Below are 17,182 nucleotides of genomic sequence, written 5' to 3' on the forward strand. Positions count from 1 at the left end.
ACAGAAGGAGCAAAGGTGATCCGCAGATCGTTTTTGATGCTCGTCGGCAGCGCGGTCGCGCTGTCGGGATGCGGCTTCCAGTTGCGCGGCCAGCAGGACTACGCGTTCAAGCACCTGCTGGTGGCCGGTGCGCCCGCGCCCGTCGAGGCGCGGCTCACGCGCCTCGTCGAGGCCGGCAGCGACACGAAGATCGTCAAGTCGGCGGACGACGCCGACGCCGTGCTGCGTATGTGGGAGTCGCGTGGCCAGAACACGCTGACGCTCAACAAGTACGGCTCGGCGCAGGAATACGCGCTGTTCTATACGCTGAACTACACGCTGACGAGCAAGGACGGCACCGTGCTGATCCCGCCGAGCGCGATCGCGCTGAATCGCGCGATGACGTACAGCGACCAGTACACGAACGCGAAGGCGCAGGAAGCCGACATCCTGTACGGCGACATGCAGAACGACGCGGTCGACCAGCTGATGCGGCGTCTCGCGATCGTCCACTCGCTGACGCCGGCGCCGGAGGACGTGGTGCCGGGCGTCGCGCCGCGCGCGCCGCTGCCGCCGCCGCCGCTCTGATCGACGGCGCACGCACCGATGCAATTGCGACTTGATGCGCTGGAGCCGCACCTCGCGAAGGGGTTGGCCGGGCTCTATACCGTCTACGGCGACGAGCCGCTGCTCGCGCAGGAAGCGTGCGACCGCATTCGTGCGGCTGCGCGTGCGGCCGGCTTCACCGAGCGTTCGGTGCATACGGTCGAGCGCGGCTTCGACTGGAGCGTGCTGCTCGGCGCGACCCAGGCAATGTCGCTGTTCGGCGAGCGCCAGCTCATCGAGCTGCGCATTCCGTCGGGCAAACCCGGCAAGGAAGGCGCCGACGCGCTGAAGACGCTCGCGGCCACCCCCAACCCCGATGCGCTGATGCTCGTCACGTTGCCGCGCCTCGACGCGGCAACGCAGAAATCCGCATGGTTTACCGCGCTGCAGAACGGCGGCGTCGCGCTGAAGATCGATCCGGTCGACCGCGCGCAATTGCCGAACTGGATCGGCCAGCGTCTCGCGATGCAGGGCCAGCGCGCCGCGGCCGGTGACGACGGGCGGCGCGCGCTGCAGTTCATCGCCGAGCGTGTCGAAGGCAACCTGCTCGCCGCGCACCAGGAAATCCAGAAGCTCGGGCTGCTGTATCCGCAGGGCGCGCTGTCGTTCGAGCAGGTGCACGACGCGGTGCTGAACGTGGCGCGCTACGACGTGTTCAAGCTGAACGAAGCGATGCTCGCCGGCGACGCCGCGCGGCTCGCGCGGATGATCGACGGGCTGAAGGGCGAGGGCGAGGCGATCGTGCTCGTGATGTGGGCCGTCGTCGAGGAATTGCGCACGCTGTTGCGGATCAAGCGCGGCGCGAACGCCGGCAAGCCGCTGGCGACGCTGCTGCGCGAGAACCGCGTGTGGGGCCCGCGCGAGCGGCTGATCGGCCCCGCGCTGAACCGCGTGTCGGAACCCGTGCTCGAGAAGGCGCTCGCGTTTGCCGCGAAGCTCGACCGGCAGGTCAAGGGGCTCACGGCCGTCGTGCCGGGCCGCCGCACGCAGGACGAACCGCCGCCCGATCCGTGGGACGGGCTGTTCCAGCTCGCGATGACGGTGGCGGGCGCCCGTGGCGAGCGACCGCCGACCGCGGGTCGCGTGCGGCGTTAAGTCCCTCCGGGCCTTCAGCGCGCGCTGCGCAACCCGCTTACAATGCTTCGATAGCCGGTGCGGCCCTCTGGCCGCCGCGCACGGGTGGCTGCCCCACGGATGGCCGCCCCACGCTTCCCCACGAATTCATGCCGCCCAGCGCGGCTCGCTTCTCGAGTCACACGATGGATATCGATCAGTACATGACCGACCTGGGCCGTCGCGCCCGGCACGCTTCCCGCGCGATGGCGCGCGCCAGTACGGCCGCGAAGAACGCGGCGCTCGACGCCGTGGCCCGCGCGATCGAACGCGACGCGCAGGCGCTGAAGGATGCGAACGCGCGCGATGTCGCCCGCGCCCGTGAAAAGGGGCTCGATGCGGCGTTCGTCGACCGCCTGACGCTGTCGGACAAGGCGTTGAATACGATGATCGAGGGCCTGCGCCAGGTCGCGTCGCTGGCCGATCCGATCGGCGAGATCGGCAACCTCAAGTACCGCCCGAGCGGGATCCAGGTCGGCCAGATGCGCGTGCCGCTCGGCGTGATCGGCATCATCTACGAGTCGCGCCCGAACGTGACGATCGACGCGGCCGCGCTGTGCCTGAAGTCGGGCAACGCGACGATCCTGCGCGGCGGCTCCGAAGCGCTCGAATCGAACACGGCGCTCGCGAAGCTGATCGGCGAAGGGCTCGCGGCGGCCGGCCTGCCGCAGGACGCGGTGCAGGTCGTCGCGACGGCCGATCGCGCGGCGGTCGGCAAGCTGATCACGATGACCGAATACGTCGACGTGATCGTGCCGCGCGGCGGCAAGAGCCTGATCGAACGCCTGATCAACGAGGCGCGCGTGCCGATGATCAAGCACCTCGACGGCATCTGCCACGTGTATGTCGACGATCGCGCCGATCTCGACCGCGCGCTCACCGTCTGCGACAACGCGAAGACGCACCGCTACGGTACCTGCAACACGATGGAGACGCTGCTCGTCGCGAGCGGCGTCGCGGCGAAGCTGCTGCCGCCGCTCGGCAAGCTGTATCGCGACAAGCAGGTCGAACTGCGCGTCGATGCGGCCGCGCGCGCGGTGCTTGCCGATGCGGGCGTCGGTCCGCTCGTCGATGCGACCGAGGAAGACTGGCACACCGAATATCTCGCGCCGGTGCTCGCGATCAAGGTCGTCGACGGCCTCGACGCCGCGATCGAGCACATCAACCATTACGGCTCGCATCACACCGATGCGATCGTCACCGAGGATCACGACCGCGCGATGCGTTTCCTGCGCGAGGTCGATTCGGCGAGCGTGATGGTCAACGCGTCGACCCGCTTCGCGGACGGCTTCGAATTCGGCCTCGGCGCGGAAATCGGCATCTCGAACGACAAGCTGCACGCACGCGGCCCCGTCGGCCTGGAAGGGCTGACGTCGCTGAAGTACGTCGTGCTCGGACACGGCGAAGGCCGCCAGTAAAGCGAGGCGCACAATCGATGGCAATGCTATGGGTCAAGACGTTCCACATCGTTCTGATCGCCGCGTGGTTCGCGGGGCTTTTCTACCTGCCGCGCATCTACGTGAACCTGGCCATGGAGACCGATCCGGCCGCCGTGCGGCGCCTGCTGCTGATGGCGCGCAAGCTGTTTCGCTTCATGACGATGATCGCGGTGCCGGCGCTGGCCTGCGGGCTGTGGCTCTGGCTCGTGATCGGCATCGGGCAGGGGCAGGGCTGGATCCATGCGAAGGTGACGGTCGTGCTGCTGCTTGTCATCTATCACGCGTACTGCGGGCACCTGCTGCGGGTGTTCGAGCGCGGCGAGAACCACCGCACCGACAAGTGGTATCGCGTGTTCAACGAGCTGCCGGTGCTCGGCATGCTCGCGGCGGTCGCGCTGGTCGTGATCAAGCCGTTCTGAGCGGCGCGGCCGGCGCGGCTGCCGGCGGTTTTTGGCTGCGCATGCGTAACGGCGCCCTTCGGGGCGCCGTTTGTCGTTTACGCGCTGACGCACTGACGCACTGATGCGCGGCGTTGCCTAGTCTTTCGTGCCGTCGTCGATCCGGCGGCGCGTGATCGCTTCCTTCGCGCGGCCGACCCGTTCCATCAGCGCGGGGCCGCGCGACAGCGCGACGCCGACCGCGAGGATGTCGCCGATCGCGAGATGCGACATCCGCGACGTCATCGGCGAGAACACGTCCGTTTCCTCGGCGACGTTCGACGCGAGGCTCACCGTCGCGAGCTTCGCGAGCGGCGAATGGCTCTGCGTGATCGCGACGACCTTCGCGCCGCACGCGAGCGCGGAGCGCGCGGCGTCGACGATGTCGCGCGTGCGGCCGGTATTCGAGATCGCAACGACGACGTCGTGCGGCCCGAGCAGCGCCGACGACATCGAGAACGTGTGCGGATCCGAATACGCGACGCTCGGCACGCCGAGCCGAAAGAACTTGTGCTGGATGTCCTGCGCGGCGATGCCCGATCCTCCGGCGCCGTAGAACTCGATCCGCGACGCGTTCGACAGCAGCGCGATCGCATCGGCGACGCTGCCCGCGGACAGGCTGTTGCGCACTTCGATCAGCGCGCCGATGGTGCGGTCGAAGACCTTTCCGATGATGCCGGGCGCCGGTTCGTCGGGCTCGACGTCGCGATACACCGACGACACGCCCGGCGCGACGCTCTGCGCGAGCCGGATCTTGAATTCGCGAAAGCCGCTGCAGCCGAGCGCCTGGCAGAAGCGCGCGATCGTCGGCTGGCTGACGCCCGCGCGCGTCGACAGCTCGGTCATCGCGAGGTCGAGCACCTCGCGCGGCGCGGCGAGGATGTAGTCCGCAAGCTTGCGCTCGGACGGGCGCAGTTCGGCGCGGATGGCTTCGATGCGAGGCAGCATGAGGGCGGCGGATAGAAATCAGGTTCGGATGGGCGAGTGTATCGCAATCGAATTGTAGAAAATCTACATGGAAATGCTAGCCCTATAAGTGACATTCCGCATATGTCCCGATGGTGGGAATTAGGGTTTTCACTGATGAAAGCCTTACTGGTAGCGGGAATAAGGGTTGCGCGCGAATCAATCCGCATTGCGTGCTTGTAGTTTTTCTACTAGACTGACTTCGTTCTGTCGACGCAGTCGACCGTCCCCACGATTCCAACCGCCGGTGTCGGCCGGCATACAGGAGCGCCCAGCATGACGTCGCTGCACCCCACTCTGGCGAAGGTCACCGAACGCGTGATCGCCCGCAGCCAATCGACCCGTTCCGCCTATCTGCAGCGCATCGACGGCGCGCAGGGCAAGTTCCCGGCGCGCGGCGCGCTATCGTGCGCGAACCTCGCGCACGGCTTCGCGGGCCTCGAGGGCAGCGACAAGTTCGCGATCAAGACGATCCGCGAGCCGAACATCGGCATCGTGTCCTCGTACAACGAGATGCTGTCCGCGCATGCGCCGTACAAGGATTTCCCCGAGGTCATCAAGGTCGCCGCGCGCGAGAACGGCGGGGTCGCGCAGTTCGCGGGCGGCGTGCCGGCGATGTGCGACGGCGTCACGCAGGGCAACCCGGGGATGGAGCTGTCGCTGTTCTCTCGCGAAGCGATCGCGATGGGCACGGCGATCGCGCTCACGCACAACATGTTCGACGCGGCGCTGTGCCTCGGCATCTGCGACAAGATCGTGCCGGGTCTCCTGATCGGTGCGCTGCAGTTCGGCCACCTGCCGACGATCTTCGTGCCGGCCGGCCCGATGACGAGCGGCCTGTCGAACGACGACAAGGCGAAGATCCGCCAGCAGTTCGCGACCGGCCAGGTCGGCCGCGACGCGCTGCTCGAAGCCGAATCGGCCGCGTATCACGGCCACGGCACCTGCACGTTCTACGGCACCGCGAACAGCAACCAGATGCTGATGGAGCTGATGGGGCTGCACCTGCCCGGTTCGGCATTCGTCCATCCGCATACGCCGCTGCGCACTGCGCTGACGGCCGAGGCCGCGCGCCGCGTGCTCGACCTGACCGTCGAGCGAGGCCACTACACGCCGATCGGCCATGTGATCGACGAGAAGGCGATCGTCAACGGGATCGTCGCGCTGCTCGCGACGGGCGGCTCGACCAACCATACGCTGCACCTCGTCGCGATCGCGCGCGCGGCCGGCATCCTGATCGACTGGAACGATTTCGACGAGCTGTCGGCGGTCGTGCCGCTGCTCGCGAAGATCTACCCGAACGGCAAGGCCGACGTGAACCATTTCCACGCGGCGGGCGGCGTCGCGTTCCTGGTGCGCAACCTGCTCGAAGGCGGGCTGCTGCACGAGGACGTGACGACGGTCGCCGGCAAGGGGCTGTCGCACTACACGAAGGAGCCGAAGCTGATCGACGGCAAGCTGACGTGGGTCGACGGCGCGGCGGAAAGCCACGACACGAAGGTGCTGCGCGGCATTCGCGAGCCGTTCCAGCCGGACGGCGGCCTGCGCCTGATGCAGGGCCGGCTCGGCCGCGGCGTGATCAAGATCTCGGCGGTCGCGCCCGAGCACCGCAAGGTGACGGCGCCCGCGATCGTGTTCGATTCGCAGGAAGCCGTGCAGGCGGCGTTCGATCGCGGCGAGCTGAAGCGCGATTTCGTCGCGGTCGTGCGCTTCCAGGGCGCGCGCGCGAACGGGATGCCCGAGCTGCACCGTTTGACGCCGCTGCTCGGCGTGCTGCAGGATCAGGGCTTCCACGTCGCGCTGGTTACCGACGGCCGCATGTCGGGCGCATCGGGCAAGGTGCCGGCCGTGATCCACGTGTCGCCGGAAGCGCTGCTGGCCGGCCCGCTCGGCAAGGTGAAGACGGGCGATACGCTCGTGATCGACGCGGAAGCCGGCGTGCTCGACATCGAGGTCGACGAGGCCGAGTGGCATGCGCGCCCGGTCGCGCAGCCGCTGCACCAGGCCGACAACGAGGTCGGTTTCGGGCGCGAACTGTTCGGCGTGTTCCGCGCGGCCGCGGCGCCGGCCGAGCAGGGCGCATCGGTTTTCGGGACGCTGGTCGGCGAAACGGCCGTCCACGTCGTCGCATGAATTTCAAGGAGTGTTATCGATGAAGACGATTGGTGAAATCGTGAAGCTGGGCCCGGTCATTCCGGTGCTCGCATTCGACTCGGTCGAGCAGGGCGAACACGTGTCGCGCGCATTGCACGCGGGCGGCGTGAAGGTGCTCGAGATCACGCTGCGCACGCCGGCCGGCCTGGAGGCGATCCAGCGCGCAAGCCAGCTCGCGGACGACATCGTCGTCGGCGTCGGCACGATCACGAAGCCCGAGCATTGCGCGCAGGCGAAGCGCGCGGGCGCGAAGTTCGGCGTGTCGCCGGGCCTGACGAAGGACCTGCACCTCGCTTCGCTCGACGCGGGCCTGCCGCTGCTGCCGGGCGTGATGACGCCGAGCGACATCATCCAGGCACTCGAACTCGGCTACGAGATCGTGAAATTCTTCCCCGCGCAGCAGGCGGGCGGCGTGCCGATGCTGCAGGCGTTCCACGGCCCGTTCCCGGCGCTGAAGTTCTGCCCGACGGGCGGCATCACGGTCGAGAGCGCGCCGAATTTCCTGAAGCTGCCGAACGTCGTGTGCGTCGGCGGCTCGTGGCTCACGCCGAAGGCCGCGCTCGCCGCGCAGGACTGGGCCGAAGTCACGCGCCTCGCGCAAGCCGCGAGCCAGCTTCCCCGCTAAGACTTGTACGAAATGATGGTTTGACCCTCGGGTGACAGGCGCTTAGTGCTTGTTTTACCGAGGGTTTTTGCTGATGGAACCGGTTCTATCCGCGGGCCGCAAAGATAAGTAAAATTCAGCGTCCTGACGGCGGGTGGGGGACCTCCCGTGTTTCGGAGACCTGCATAGCCGGGCATACTCGCAACAACTCGCCCGGTTCGAACAATTCAAGGAGGAGTGCCACATGGGGGCTGTCCAAGGCAGCATGCTGCTCGTATTCACGCTGGTCGCGATTGCCGCGCTGATCCTGATGATCGCGCGCTTCAAGATCTACCCGTTCCTGGTGCTGATCATCGTTTCGCTCGGCCTCGGTCTCGTCGTCGGCATGCCGATGGACAAGATCGTCAAGTCGTTCGAGGCAGGCACCGGCGGCACGCTCGGTCACATCGCGATCGTCGTCGGCCTCGGCACGATGCTCGGCAAGATGATGGCCGAATCGGGCGGCGCCGAACGGATCGCGACCACGCTGATCGACTGGTTCGGTGAAAAGAACATCCACTGGGCGATGATGTTCGTCGCGATCATCGTCGGCCTGCCGGTGTTCTTCGAAGTCGGCTTCGTGCTGCTGATCCCGATCGCGTTCAACGTCGCGAAGCGCACCGGCAAGTCGCTGCTCGTCGTCGGCCTGCCGATGGTGGCCGGCCTGTCCGTCGTGCACGGGCTGATCCCGCCGCACCCGGCCGCGCTGCTGGCCGTCCAGCAATACGGCGCCGATATCGGCAAGACGATCGCGTTCGGCCTGATCGTCGGCGTGCCGACCGCGATCATCGCGGGCCCGCTGTTTGCGCTGACGATCTCGAAGTTCGTGAAGCTGCCGGAAAGCAACCCGCTCGCCGCGCAGTTCGTCGATTCGCACACGGACGGCCGCAAGCGCGAACTGCCGAGCTTCGGCATCACGCTGTTCACGATCCTGCTGCCCGTCGCGCTGATGCTCGTCGGCAGCTGGGCCGACCTGCTGTTCGCACCGAAGTCGCTGCCGAACAACCTGCTGCGCTTTGCCGGCAACTCGGACGTCGCGCTGCTGATCGCCGTGCTCGTGAGCTTCTTCACGTTCGGCAAGCTGCAGGGCTTCAACCGCGACCAGATCCAGAAGTTCTGCGGCGAGTGCCTGGCGCCGATCGCCGGGATCACGCTGATCGTCGGCGCGGGCGGCGGCTTCGGCGGTGTCCTGCGCGACAGCGGGATCTCGCAGCAGATCGTCGAGACCGCGAAGCACGCGCACCTGTCGCCGCTGCTGCTCGGCTGGTTCGTCGCGGCGCTGATGCGTCTCGCGACGGGTTCGGCGACGGTCGCGATGACGACGGCCTGCGGGATCGTCGCGCCGATCGCGGCGGCGGCCGGCACGACCGTCAGCCCGGAGTTGCTGGTGCTCGCAACGGGCTCGGGCTCGCTGATCTTCTCGCACGTGAACGACGGCGGTTTCTGGCTGATCAAGGAATACTTCGGGATGACGGTCGGTCAGACGTTCAAGACCTGGTCGTTGCTCGAAACCATCATCTCGGTGCTCGGCCTGGGCTTCACGTTGCTGCTGAGCATGGTTTTGTAACAAGGGGTAGTCAATGATTCTGATCGCAATGGGCGTGTCGGGCGCGGGCAAGTCGCGAATCGGCGAAATGCTGGCGGAACGCCTGTCGTGCAGCTATACCGACGGCGACGCGTTTCACAGCGCGGCGAACAAGGAAAAGATGCACCACGGCATTCCGCTGACCGACGACGACCGCTGGCCGTGGCTGCGCGCGATCCGCGCGGCCATCGAGGAAAAGCGGCACGCGGGCGAGACGGCCGTGTTCACCTGCTCGTCGCTGAAGCGGTCGTACCGCGACGTGCTGCGCGGCACCGACACCGACGTGCGGTTCGTGTATCTGCAGGGTTCGTTCGACGTGTTGCACGAACGCCTGAAGACCCGCACCGGCCACTTCTTCGATCCGTCGCTGCTGAAAAGCCAGCTCGAGACGCTCGAGGAGCCGGGCCCGGACGAAGCGATCGTGGTCAGCATCGAGCTGACGCCCGAGCAGATCGTCGATCAGGTGATGGTGAAGATCGGCAACGCGCAGCAGCACTGAGTGCGGTTCGCCGCAATCGTCATGAAAATGGCGCCCGAAGGGCGCCATTTTCGTTTGCGGCCCGCAAGCCGGTCAGGCTGCGGGCGCGCGCGCCGCGATGCCGTCGAGCAGCACGTCGAGCATCGTGTCGTGCACGGCCGCCGGATCGAGTTGCGCGTAGAGCAGAGCGGCCGATTTGACGAGCGGATGCTCGGTGTTGGACAGCGCGTTCATCTCCGCGAGCTCGACGTCGTTCGCGGCGCGCGTGAGGCCGCCGGCCTCGGCGGCGGCAAGCCCGATCACGCTCGCATACCAGCCGACGCACACGGCCGGCAGCGCCGCGCGCGGGATGCCGGCGTCGGCCAGCGCGCGATGCACGGCCTCGATGTGCGCGAGATCGGCCGGCCCCGTACTCATGTGGCGCTGCAGGAGCGCGAACGCGGCAGGGTGGCGCAGCGCGAGCGCGCGGTACTGGCGCGCGAGGTCGCGCAGCCGTTCGCGCCACGGCAGCGCGTCGTCGACCGGCACGAGCGAGCGCGACAGCGCGTTCGCGATCGCGCGGCTCAGGCCGTCCTTCGACTTGAAGTGGTACAGCACGCTCATCGGATCGCAGCCGACCGATTGTGCGAGCTTGCGCACGCTGAATGCGGCTTCGCCGACGTCTTCGAGCAGCGCGAGCGCTGCCGCGACGATCGCGTCCTTGTCGAGGCCGCGCGGGCCCTGGGCAGGTTTGTCTTTCATCGATGCGGCCTGGCGGCCGGTGCCGGCCCGGCTGTAAACTTGACGAAAGCTTATTCTACACTGTAGAATTATTTCTGCGGTGTAGAAATTGGGTGTCCCGGCACCTTTCAATACGTGCTTTTGCACAGTCCGGGATCCAGGCGGCACGAGCGTGCCAGCCGTCAACACGGGCCATCGCGCCTCTTTTCTCGTTGACACCCAAGTGGAACCGGCTGCCCCACCCGCGAAGCCAGAAGGCTCATCGACAGGCGGCCCAAGACCATGCAAGTGCAATCATGACTTCCAATCACCAACCCCTGATCCAGGGCGAATCGCGTTTCGCGCAAACGCAACTGAACATCGAAAAAGACAACTGGAACTGGTGCGACCCGGCCCGCCATGACGGCGAACACCCGGCCAACTGGTACGAGGCGTCGCTGTCGCGCCACGCAAACAGCGCGCCGCTCGCGCACGACGCCGTGTGCGACGTGCTCGTGATCGGCGCGGGGCTGCTCGGCGCGTCGGCCGCGCTGCATCTCGCGGAAGCGGGCGTCGACACGATCCTCGTCGACAAGCATCACGTCGGCTCGGCCGCATCGGGCCGCAACGGCGGGCAGCTCACGCCCGGCATCGCGCGCTGGGAAGCCGCCGACATGATCGACCACCTGTCGCACGACGATGCGAAGCGGCTGTGGCGCTTCGCATCGGCCGAATCGATGGAGCTGATCGACGCGATCGGCGCGCGTTACGCGCTCGATCTCGACCGCAAGCGCGGCCACATCACGGCGGCGGTCCACCCCGGCCACATGAGCGCACTGCTCGACGGTGCGGATGCGCGCCGTCACCTCGGCGACACGGGCGTGACGCTCGTCGGCCGCCATCAACTGCACGACGAATACGTGCGCTCGGGGCTGTACCACGGTGCGGCGATCGACGCGATCGGCGGGCAGATCCATCCGCTCGCGCTCGTGCGCGGCCTCGTGCACGGCTTCCGGCTGAACGGCGGCGCGCTGTTCGAGGGCACCGAGGTGCTCGAGCTCGACGACACGCCGGCAGGCGTCGTCGCGACGACGCCGGGCGGCACGATCACCGCGCGCAAGGGCGTCGTGCTTGCGCTGCACAACACGACGTTCCGGCTGCTCGACGACGGCGCCGCGACGACCGTGCCGTTTTTCACGTACGTGAGCGTGACGGCGCCGCTCGACGTCGACGTTGCGACGCTGATGCCGGCCGGCATGCCCGTGTACGACACGCAGTTCCAGATCGATTACTACCGGCCGGTGCGCGGCAACCGCCTGCTGTTCGGCGGGCAGGGCACCGGCAGCTGCTGGGCGCAGCCCGACGTCAACGCGTATCTGCTGACACGGTTGAACACGGTGTTTCCGCAGGTCGACGGCCAGTTCGCGCTCGACTACTGCTGGAGCGGCGTCAGCGACTTCACGCTGAACGGCGCCACCGACAGCCGCAAGACCGACGGTCGCGTGCCGATGTACATGGTGCAGGGCTGGAGCGGCCACGGCGTCGCGCAGACGGTGCGGATCGGCAAGGCGATCTGCGACGATTTCGTCGGACGCAACGACGATTTCTCGATGCTGACCGGCATCGATCACCGCGCGATTCCGCTCGGCCGGCAGTTGTCGCCGATCGCAATCCCGGCCGCGAAGGCCGCGATGAGCGTGATGAGCGCGCTCAACCCGGGCCGGATGATCTCGTTCTGAGCGTCTGAAAAGGAAAAAGCCCGATGCGATTGCTCGCATCGGGCTTTTGTACGTCTGGCGACGAGCGCTTACGCGATCCGCTTCGCGAGTTCGACGGCCTTGCCGATGTACGACGCAGGCGTCATCGCGAGCAGGCGGTCCTTCGCATCCTGCGGGATCGCGAGCGTGCCGACGAACTGCTGCAGCGCTTCGCGCGTGATGCCCTTGCCGCGCGTCAGTTCCTTCAGCTGCTCGTACGGGTTCTCGATGCCGAAGCGGCGCATCACCGTCTGCACCGGCTCGGCGAGCACTTCCCAGCAGTTGTCGAGATCTTCGTTCAGGCGCTGCGGGTTCACTTCGAGCTTGTCGAGGCCGCGGATCAGCGAGTCGTACGCGAGCAGCGAGTAGCCGAGCGCGACGCCCATGTTGCGCAGCACCGTCGAGTCGGTCAGGTCGCGCTGCCAGCGCGACACCGGCAGCTTGTCGGCGAGGTGGCGCAGCGTCGCGTTCGCGAGGCCGAGGTTGCCTTCCGAGTTCTCGAAATCGATCGGGTTGACCTTGTGCGGCATCGTCGACGAGCCGATTTCGCCGGCCTTCGTCTTCTGCTTGAAGTAGCCGACCGAGATGTAGCCCCACACGTCGCGGTCGAGGTCGAGCAGGATCGTGTTCGCGCGCGCGACCGCGTCGAACAGCTCGGCCATGTAGTCGTGCGGCTCGATCTGGATCGTGTACGGGTTGAACGTGAGCTTCAGGCGGTTTTCGATCACGTCGCGCGAGAACGCTTCCCAGTCGAATTCCGGATACGCGGAAAGATGCGCGTTGAAGTTGCCGACCGCGCCGTTCATCTTGCCGAGGATCTCGACCTTCTCGATGCGCGCGATTGCACGCGCGAGGCGCGCGGCGACGTTCGCGAGTTCCTTGCCGAGCGTCGTCGGGCTGGCCGGCTGGCCGTGCGTGCGCGACAGCATCGGCTGGTCGGCGAGCGCGTGCGAGAGCGCGACGAGGCGCTGGTGGACCGTGCGCAGCGCCGGCACGATCACGTGTTCGCGCGCGCCGGCGAGCATCATCCCGTGCGACGTGTTGTTGATGTCCTCGGACGTGCACGCGAAGTGGATGAATTCGCTGGCCTTCTCGAGTTCGGCCTGGCCCTTCACCGATTCCTTCAGCCAGTATTCGACGGCCTTCACGTCGTGGTTCGTCACGCGCTCGATTTCCTTGATGCGGGCGGCGTCGTGCGCGGTGAAGCGCTCGGCGAGCTGCAGCAGGAACTGCTCGGCGGCGTCGGAGAAGCGCGGGACTTCCGCGAAGCCGGCGCGCGACAGCGCGATCAGCCAGTGCACCTCGACGGTGACGCGGTGGCGCATGAAGGCGGCTTCGGAGAGCCAGTCGCGCAGCGCTTCGGTCTTGCTGGCGTAGCGGCCGTCGATGGGCGAGAGCGCGGTGAGGGCGAAAAGCGTATCGGGACGAGTGTCGGACATGATCGGGCGGGCCTTGGAGCCGGGGCGAGCGAGGGGAGGAGAATCCGGTATTTTACCATTGGCGCGGGGCGATCCCGGTCGCGCTCGGCCGGCGGGCGCCGCCGCGTGCAAACGCCGCGCCGGCGCCCGTCCGCAGCGGGTCGCCGGGCCGCTCGCAACGCCGCCGGCCGGGCCCGCCCGCCGGTAGAATGCAGGCTCCTTCCCGATCGCCGCCCGCCGCGCCCGCCTGCATGGAACTGAAATGGCTCGAAGACTTCGTCTCGCTCGCGGAAACGCGCAGCTTTAGTCGGTCCGCCGAACTGCGGCACGTGTCGCAGCCCGCGTTTTCGCGGCGCATCCAGGCGCTGGAGGCATGGCTCGCGACCGAACTGATCGATCGTTCGGTTTATCCGACGCGGCTCACGCAGGCCGGGCAGATCTTCTACGAACAGGCGCTGACGATGCTGTCGCAGGCGCACGAGGCGAGAACGCTGCTGCGCGGCCACGTCGGCGCGCTGGTGCCGACGATCGAGTTCGCGGTGCCGCACACGCTGTCGCTCACGTATTTCCCGCGCTGGCTGCAGCGGATCGAGGCGAAGATGGGCCAGGTCCACACGCGGCTGCGCGCGCTGAACGTGCACGACGCCGTGCTGTCGCTCGTCGAGGGCGGCTGCGATCTCGTGATGGGCTACCACCACCCGAGTCATCCGGTCGCGCTCGACCCGGCGCGCTACGACATGCTGATCCTCGGCAGCGAGCCGATCAGTGCGTTCTCGGCGCCCGGCCGCGCGGGCCGGCCGCGCTATACGCTGCCCGGCACGGCCGACGCGCGCGTGCCGTACCTGTCGTATACGCCGAACGCGTATCTCGGCCGGATGACCGAAGTCATCGTCGCGAACGCGCCGACGCCGCTGTTCCTCGATCGCGTGTATGAAACCGACATGGCCGAAGGGCTGAAGGCGATGGCGCTCGCGGGCCACGGCGTCGCGTTCCTGCCGCACAGCGCGGTCGAGGATGCGGTCGCGGGCGGCCGCCTGATCCGGCTCGACCGGTCGGCGCGCGGCGGCGCGCATCCGTTCACGCTGACGATGGAGATCCGGCTGTACTGCGACAAGCTCGCGCTGCAGGGCGACGATCCGCGGCAGAAGCTCGTGCGTGCGCTGTGGGACGTCGTGCGCGACGAACTGCGCGATACGGACGGTTGACTGCGCAACGATGATCGCGGCCGGCTGACGGCGAGCTTGCGGCGCCTGTCGGACGGCTTCCGGCGGCCTGCCCGCGCGCGGGCAACACGATTTTTCGCGGAGGCGATGCACGACCGATCGCGGCCGTTCTTGCGCAAATCGACCGCAGATTTGCGAAAAATCGCGATCATGCAAGAAACGCATAATCGAATAAGCAAACGGCATTGGATAAAAAAAACGGGTTTTTCGACAATGTGCGCACCTGTTGACCGTTGGAGCATCCATGTCTTCGCAATTGCAGTCCATCCCGTCCTACCTGCACGCCGACGATCTCGGCCCGTGGGGCAACTATCTTCAGCAAGTCGATCGCGTCGCGCCGTACCTCGGCTCGCTGTCGCGCTGGCTCGAAACGCTGAAGCGCCCGAAGCGCATCCTGATCGTCGATGTGCCCATCGAGCTCGACAACGGTACCGTCGCGCACTTCGAGGGCTATCGCGTGCAGCACAACGTGTCGCGCGGCCCGGGCAAGGGCGGCGTGCGCTACCACCAGGACGTGACGCTGTCGGAAGTGATGGCGCTGTCCGCATGGATGTCGGTGAAGAACGCGGCCGTGAACGTGCCGTACGGCGGCGCGAAGGGCGGTATCCGCGTCGATCCGCGCAAGCTGTCGCGTGGTGAGCTCGAGCGCGTGACGCGCCGCTACACCAGCGAAATCGGCATCATCATCGGCCCGAACACCGACATTCCGGCGCCGGACGTCAACACCAACGAACAGGTGATGGCGTGGATGATGGACACCTACTCGATGAACCAGGGCCAGACGTCCACCGGCGTCGTGACCGGCAAGCCGATCGCGCTCGGCGGTTCGCTCGGCCGCAAGGAAGCGACCGGCCGCGGCGTGTTCGTCGTCGGCTGCGAAGCGGCGAAGAAGAAGGGCCTCGAGATCGAAGGCGCGCGCATCGCGGTGCAGGGCTTCGGCAACGTCGGCGGGATCGCGGCGAAGCTGTTCCAGGAAGCGGGCTCGAAGGTGATCGCGGTTCAGGATCACACGGGCACGATCTACCAGCCGGCCGGCCTCGATTCGAACCGGCTGCTCGACCACGTGGCCCGCACGGGCGGCGTTGCAGGCTTCGAAGGCGCCGAGCCGATGCCGAACGACGAGTTCTGGACGGTCGAGACCGACATCCTGATCCCGGCGGCGCTGGAAAACCAGATCACCGAGAAGAACGCCGGCAAGATTCGCACGAAGATCATCGTCGAAGGCGCGAACGGCCCGACGACGACGGCGGCCGACGACATCCTGAGCGCGAACGGCGTGCTCGTGATCCCCGACGTGATCGCGAATGCGGGTGGCGTGACCGTGTCGTACTTCGAGTGGGTGCAGGATTTCTCGAGCTTCTTCTGGACGGAAGACGAGATCAACCATCGTCTCGAGCGCGTGATGCGCGAAGCGTTCGCCGGCGTGTGGGCGGTGTCGGAAGAGCACAAGGTATCGGTGCGCACGGCGGCCTTCATCGTCGCGTGCAAACGCATCCTGATGGCGCGCGAAATGCGCGGCCTCTACCCCTGATCGTTGAGTTCGATCAAGTCATGACGCAATCCACCCGATTGCGGATGTGAACCCTCGCGGGCGGTGCCGGATCCGGCACCGCCCGCGCGCGCATTCGGGGTGCCCGAAGCCGGGAGGAAGGCTTCGCGCAGGGCGATTCGTAGTTCGGTAAACAACCAGTACTTTCAAAAATATTACTTTGATACACTGGCGCGGGTTTAAGCCAAGGAGATGACCAAAATGAAATACCACAAGGCAGTCCTCATGGTCGCGGCGCTCTGCGCATTCGCAAGCGGCGCGCATGCCCAGGAGACGGGCACGCTGAAGAAGATCAAGGACACGGGCGTGATTGCGCTGGGGCACCGCGAATCGTCGATCCCGTTCTCCTACTATGACGAAAAACAGCAGGTGGTCGGCTATTCGCGCGAATTCCAGATGAAGGTGGTCGACGCGGTGAAGAAGAAGCTGAGCCTGCCGAACCTGCAGGTCAAGAACATTCCGGTTACGTCGCAGAACCGCATTCCGCTGGTGCAGAACGGCACGGTCGACATCGAGTGCGGCTCGACGACCAACAACGCCGAGCGTCAGCAACAGGCCGCATTCTCCGACACGATCTTCGTGATCGGCACGCGCCTGATGACGAAGAAGGATTCGGGCGTCAAGGATTTCGCCGACCTCAAGGGCAAGACGGTCGTGACGACCGCCGGCACGACGTCCGAGCGCCTGCTGCGCAAGATGAACAACGAGAAGCAGATGGGCATGAACATCATCAGCGCGAAGGATCACGGCGATTCGTTCAACACGCTGGAATCGGGCCGCGCCGTTGCGTTCATGATGGACGACGCGCTGCTCGCGGGCGAGCGCGCGAAGGCGAAGCAGCCGGGCGAGTGGGTGATCGTCGGCACGCCGCAATCGGAAGAAGCGTACGGCTGCATGATGCGCAAGGGCGACACGGACTTCAAGAAGGTGGTCGACGACGCGATCTCGCAAGTCGAGAAGTCGGGCGAAGCCGCGAAGATCTACGCGAAGTGGTTCGAGAACCCGATTCCGCCGAAGGGGCTGAACCTGAACTTCCCGCTGTCCGAGTCGATGAAGAAGCTGTACGCGAACCCGAACGACAAGGCGCTCGACTGACCACACGGCCGTTGATGCAGAAATGACGCTAATGAGACGGA

The 17,182-nt window shown here is 66.7% G+C and carries 15 protein-coding genes; 12 read left to right on the top strand and 3 right to left on the bottom strand.

The window, feature by feature from the left end:
• Positions 1-15 precede the first annotated feature (15 nt).
• The 4 genes from lptE to CUJ89_RS03230 all read left to right on the top strand — a co-directional run bounded on the left by lptE (position 16) and on the right by CUJ89_RS03230 (position 3,556).
• A complete protein-coding gene (lptE, locus tag CUJ89_RS03215) occupies positions 16-567 on the top strand; it encodes an LPS assembly lipoprotein LptE (protein ID WP_114176100.1) in 552 nt (183 codons plus the stop codon).
• An 18-nt stretch (positions 568-585) separates the two neighbouring features.
• Positions 586-1,680: a DNA polymerase III subunit delta gene (holA, locus tag CUJ89_RS03220; protein WP_114176101.1), complete on the top strand. Its 1,095-nt coding sequence runs from the start codon at positions 586-588 to the stop codon at positions 1,678-1,680.
• Between the two features lie 164 nt (positions 1,681-1,844).
• Positions 1,845-3,116, top strand: coding sequence for a glutamate-5-semialdehyde dehydrogenase (locus CUJ89_RS03225; RefSeq protein ID WP_114176102.1), 1,272 nt, complete (start codon positions 1,845-1,847; stop codon positions 3,114-3,116).
• A 17-nt stretch (positions 3,117-3,133) separates the two neighbouring features.
• On the top strand, positions 3,134-3,556 hold the full coding sequence (locus CUJ89_RS03230) for a CopD family protein (protein WP_114176103.1): 423 nt from the start codon (positions 3,134-3,136) through the stop codon (positions 3,554-3,556).
• A gap of 117 nt (positions 3,557-3,673) precedes the next feature.
• On the opposite strand, the gene CUJ89_RS03235 is transcribed toward CUJ89_RS03230, so the two are convergent.
• Entirely contained in the window at positions 3,674-4,522 is an 849-nt protein-coding gene (locus CUJ89_RS03235) for a MurR/RpiR family transcriptional regulator (protein ID WP_027783542.1), read from the bottom strand.
• Positions 4,523-4,816: 294 nt separating this feature from the next.
• Here CUJ89_RS03235 and edd point away from each other — a divergent pair, with 294 nt between their 5' ends.
• The 4 genes from edd to CUJ89_RS03265 all read left to right on the top strand — a co-directional run bounded on the left by edd (position 4,817) and on the right by CUJ89_RS03265 (position 9,421).
• Entirely contained in the window at positions 4,817-6,673 is a 1,857-nt protein-coding gene (edd, locus tag CUJ89_RS03245; protein ID WP_114176104.1) for a phosphogluconate dehydratase, read from the top strand.
• Between the two features lie 19 nt (positions 6,674-6,692).
• Positions 6,693-7,319: a bifunctional 4-hydroxy-2-oxoglutarate aldolase/2-dehydro-3-deoxy-phosphogluconate aldolase gene (eda, locus tag CUJ89_RS03250; protein WP_114176105.1), complete on the top strand. Its 627-nt coding sequence runs from the start codon at positions 6,693-6,695 to the stop codon at positions 7,317-7,319.
• Positions 7,320-7,542: 223 nt separating this feature from the next.
• On the top strand, positions 7,543-8,904 hold the full coding sequence (locus CUJ89_RS03260; protein WP_114176106.1) for a GntP family permease: 1,362 nt from the start codon (positions 7,543-7,545) through the stop codon (positions 8,902-8,904).
• A gap of 13 nt (positions 8,905-8,917) precedes the next feature.
• Positions 8,918-9,421 carry a gluconokinase gene (locus CUJ89_RS03265; protein WP_114176107.1) on the top strand — a complete coding sequence of 168 codons (504 nt, stop codon included), beginning with the start codon at positions 8,918-8,920 and terminating at the stop codon, positions 9,419-9,421.
• 72 nt (positions 9,422-9,493) lie between these two features.
• Here CUJ89_RS03265 and CUJ89_RS03270 read toward each other — a convergent pair whose 3' ends face one another.
• Entirely contained in the window at positions 9,494-10,141 is a 648-nt protein-coding gene (locus CUJ89_RS03270; RefSeq protein ID WP_114176108.1) for a TetR/AcrR family transcriptional regulator, read from the bottom strand.
• Between the two features lie 275 nt (positions 10,142-10,416).
• Between CUJ89_RS03270 and CUJ89_RS03275 the strand changes: the two genes are divergently transcribed.
• The gene (locus CUJ89_RS03275) at positions 10,417-11,838 is read left to right on the top strand and encodes an NAD(P)/FAD-dependent oxidoreductase (protein ID WP_114176109.1); all 1,422 of its coding nucleotides are present in this window, start codon (positions 10,417-10,419) and stop codon (positions 11,836-11,838) included.
• 68 nt (positions 11,839-11,906) lie between these two features.
• On the opposite strand, the gene purB is transcribed toward CUJ89_RS03275, so the two are convergent.
• Positions 11,907-13,295 carry an adenylosuccinate lyase gene (gene purB, locus CUJ89_RS03280; protein ID WP_114176110.1) on the bottom strand — a complete coding sequence of 463 codons (1,389 nt, stop codon included), beginning with the start codon at positions 13,293-13,295 and terminating at the stop codon, positions 11,907-11,909.
• A gap of 230 nt (positions 13,296-13,525) precedes the next feature.
• On the opposite strand from purB, the gene CUJ89_RS03285 reads away from it, so the two are divergent.
• The 3 genes from CUJ89_RS03285 (at position 13,526) to CUJ89_RS03295 (ending at position 17,141) form a co-directional block, all read left to right on the top strand.
• Positions 13,526-14,479, top strand: coding sequence for a LysR substrate-binding domain-containing protein (locus tag CUJ89_RS03285; protein ID WP_114176111.1), 954 nt, complete (start codon positions 13,526-13,528; stop codon positions 14,477-14,479).
• A 262-nt stretch (positions 14,480-14,741) separates the two neighbouring features.
• Positions 14,742-16,028 (top strand): Glu/Leu/Phe/Val family dehydrogenase, encoded by a 1,287-nt coding sequence (locus CUJ89_RS03290; RefSeq protein ID WP_114176112.1) that lies wholly within the window; start codon positions 14,742-14,744, stop codon positions 16,026-16,028.
• Between the two features lie 219 nt (positions 16,029-16,247).
• Positions 16,248-17,141, top strand: coding sequence for a glutamate/aspartate ABC transporter substrate-binding protein (locus CUJ89_RS03295; protein WP_201752264.1), 894 nt, complete (start codon positions 16,248-16,250; stop codon positions 17,139-17,141).
• Positions 17,142-17,182 lie beyond the last annotated feature (41 nt).

It is taken from the genome of Burkholderia pyrrocinia (assembly GCF_003330765.1).
In the GTDB taxonomy this organism is placed as follows: Bacteria; Pseudomonadota; Gammaproteobacteria; order Burkholderiales; family Burkholderiaceae; genus Burkholderia; species Burkholderia pyrrocinia_B.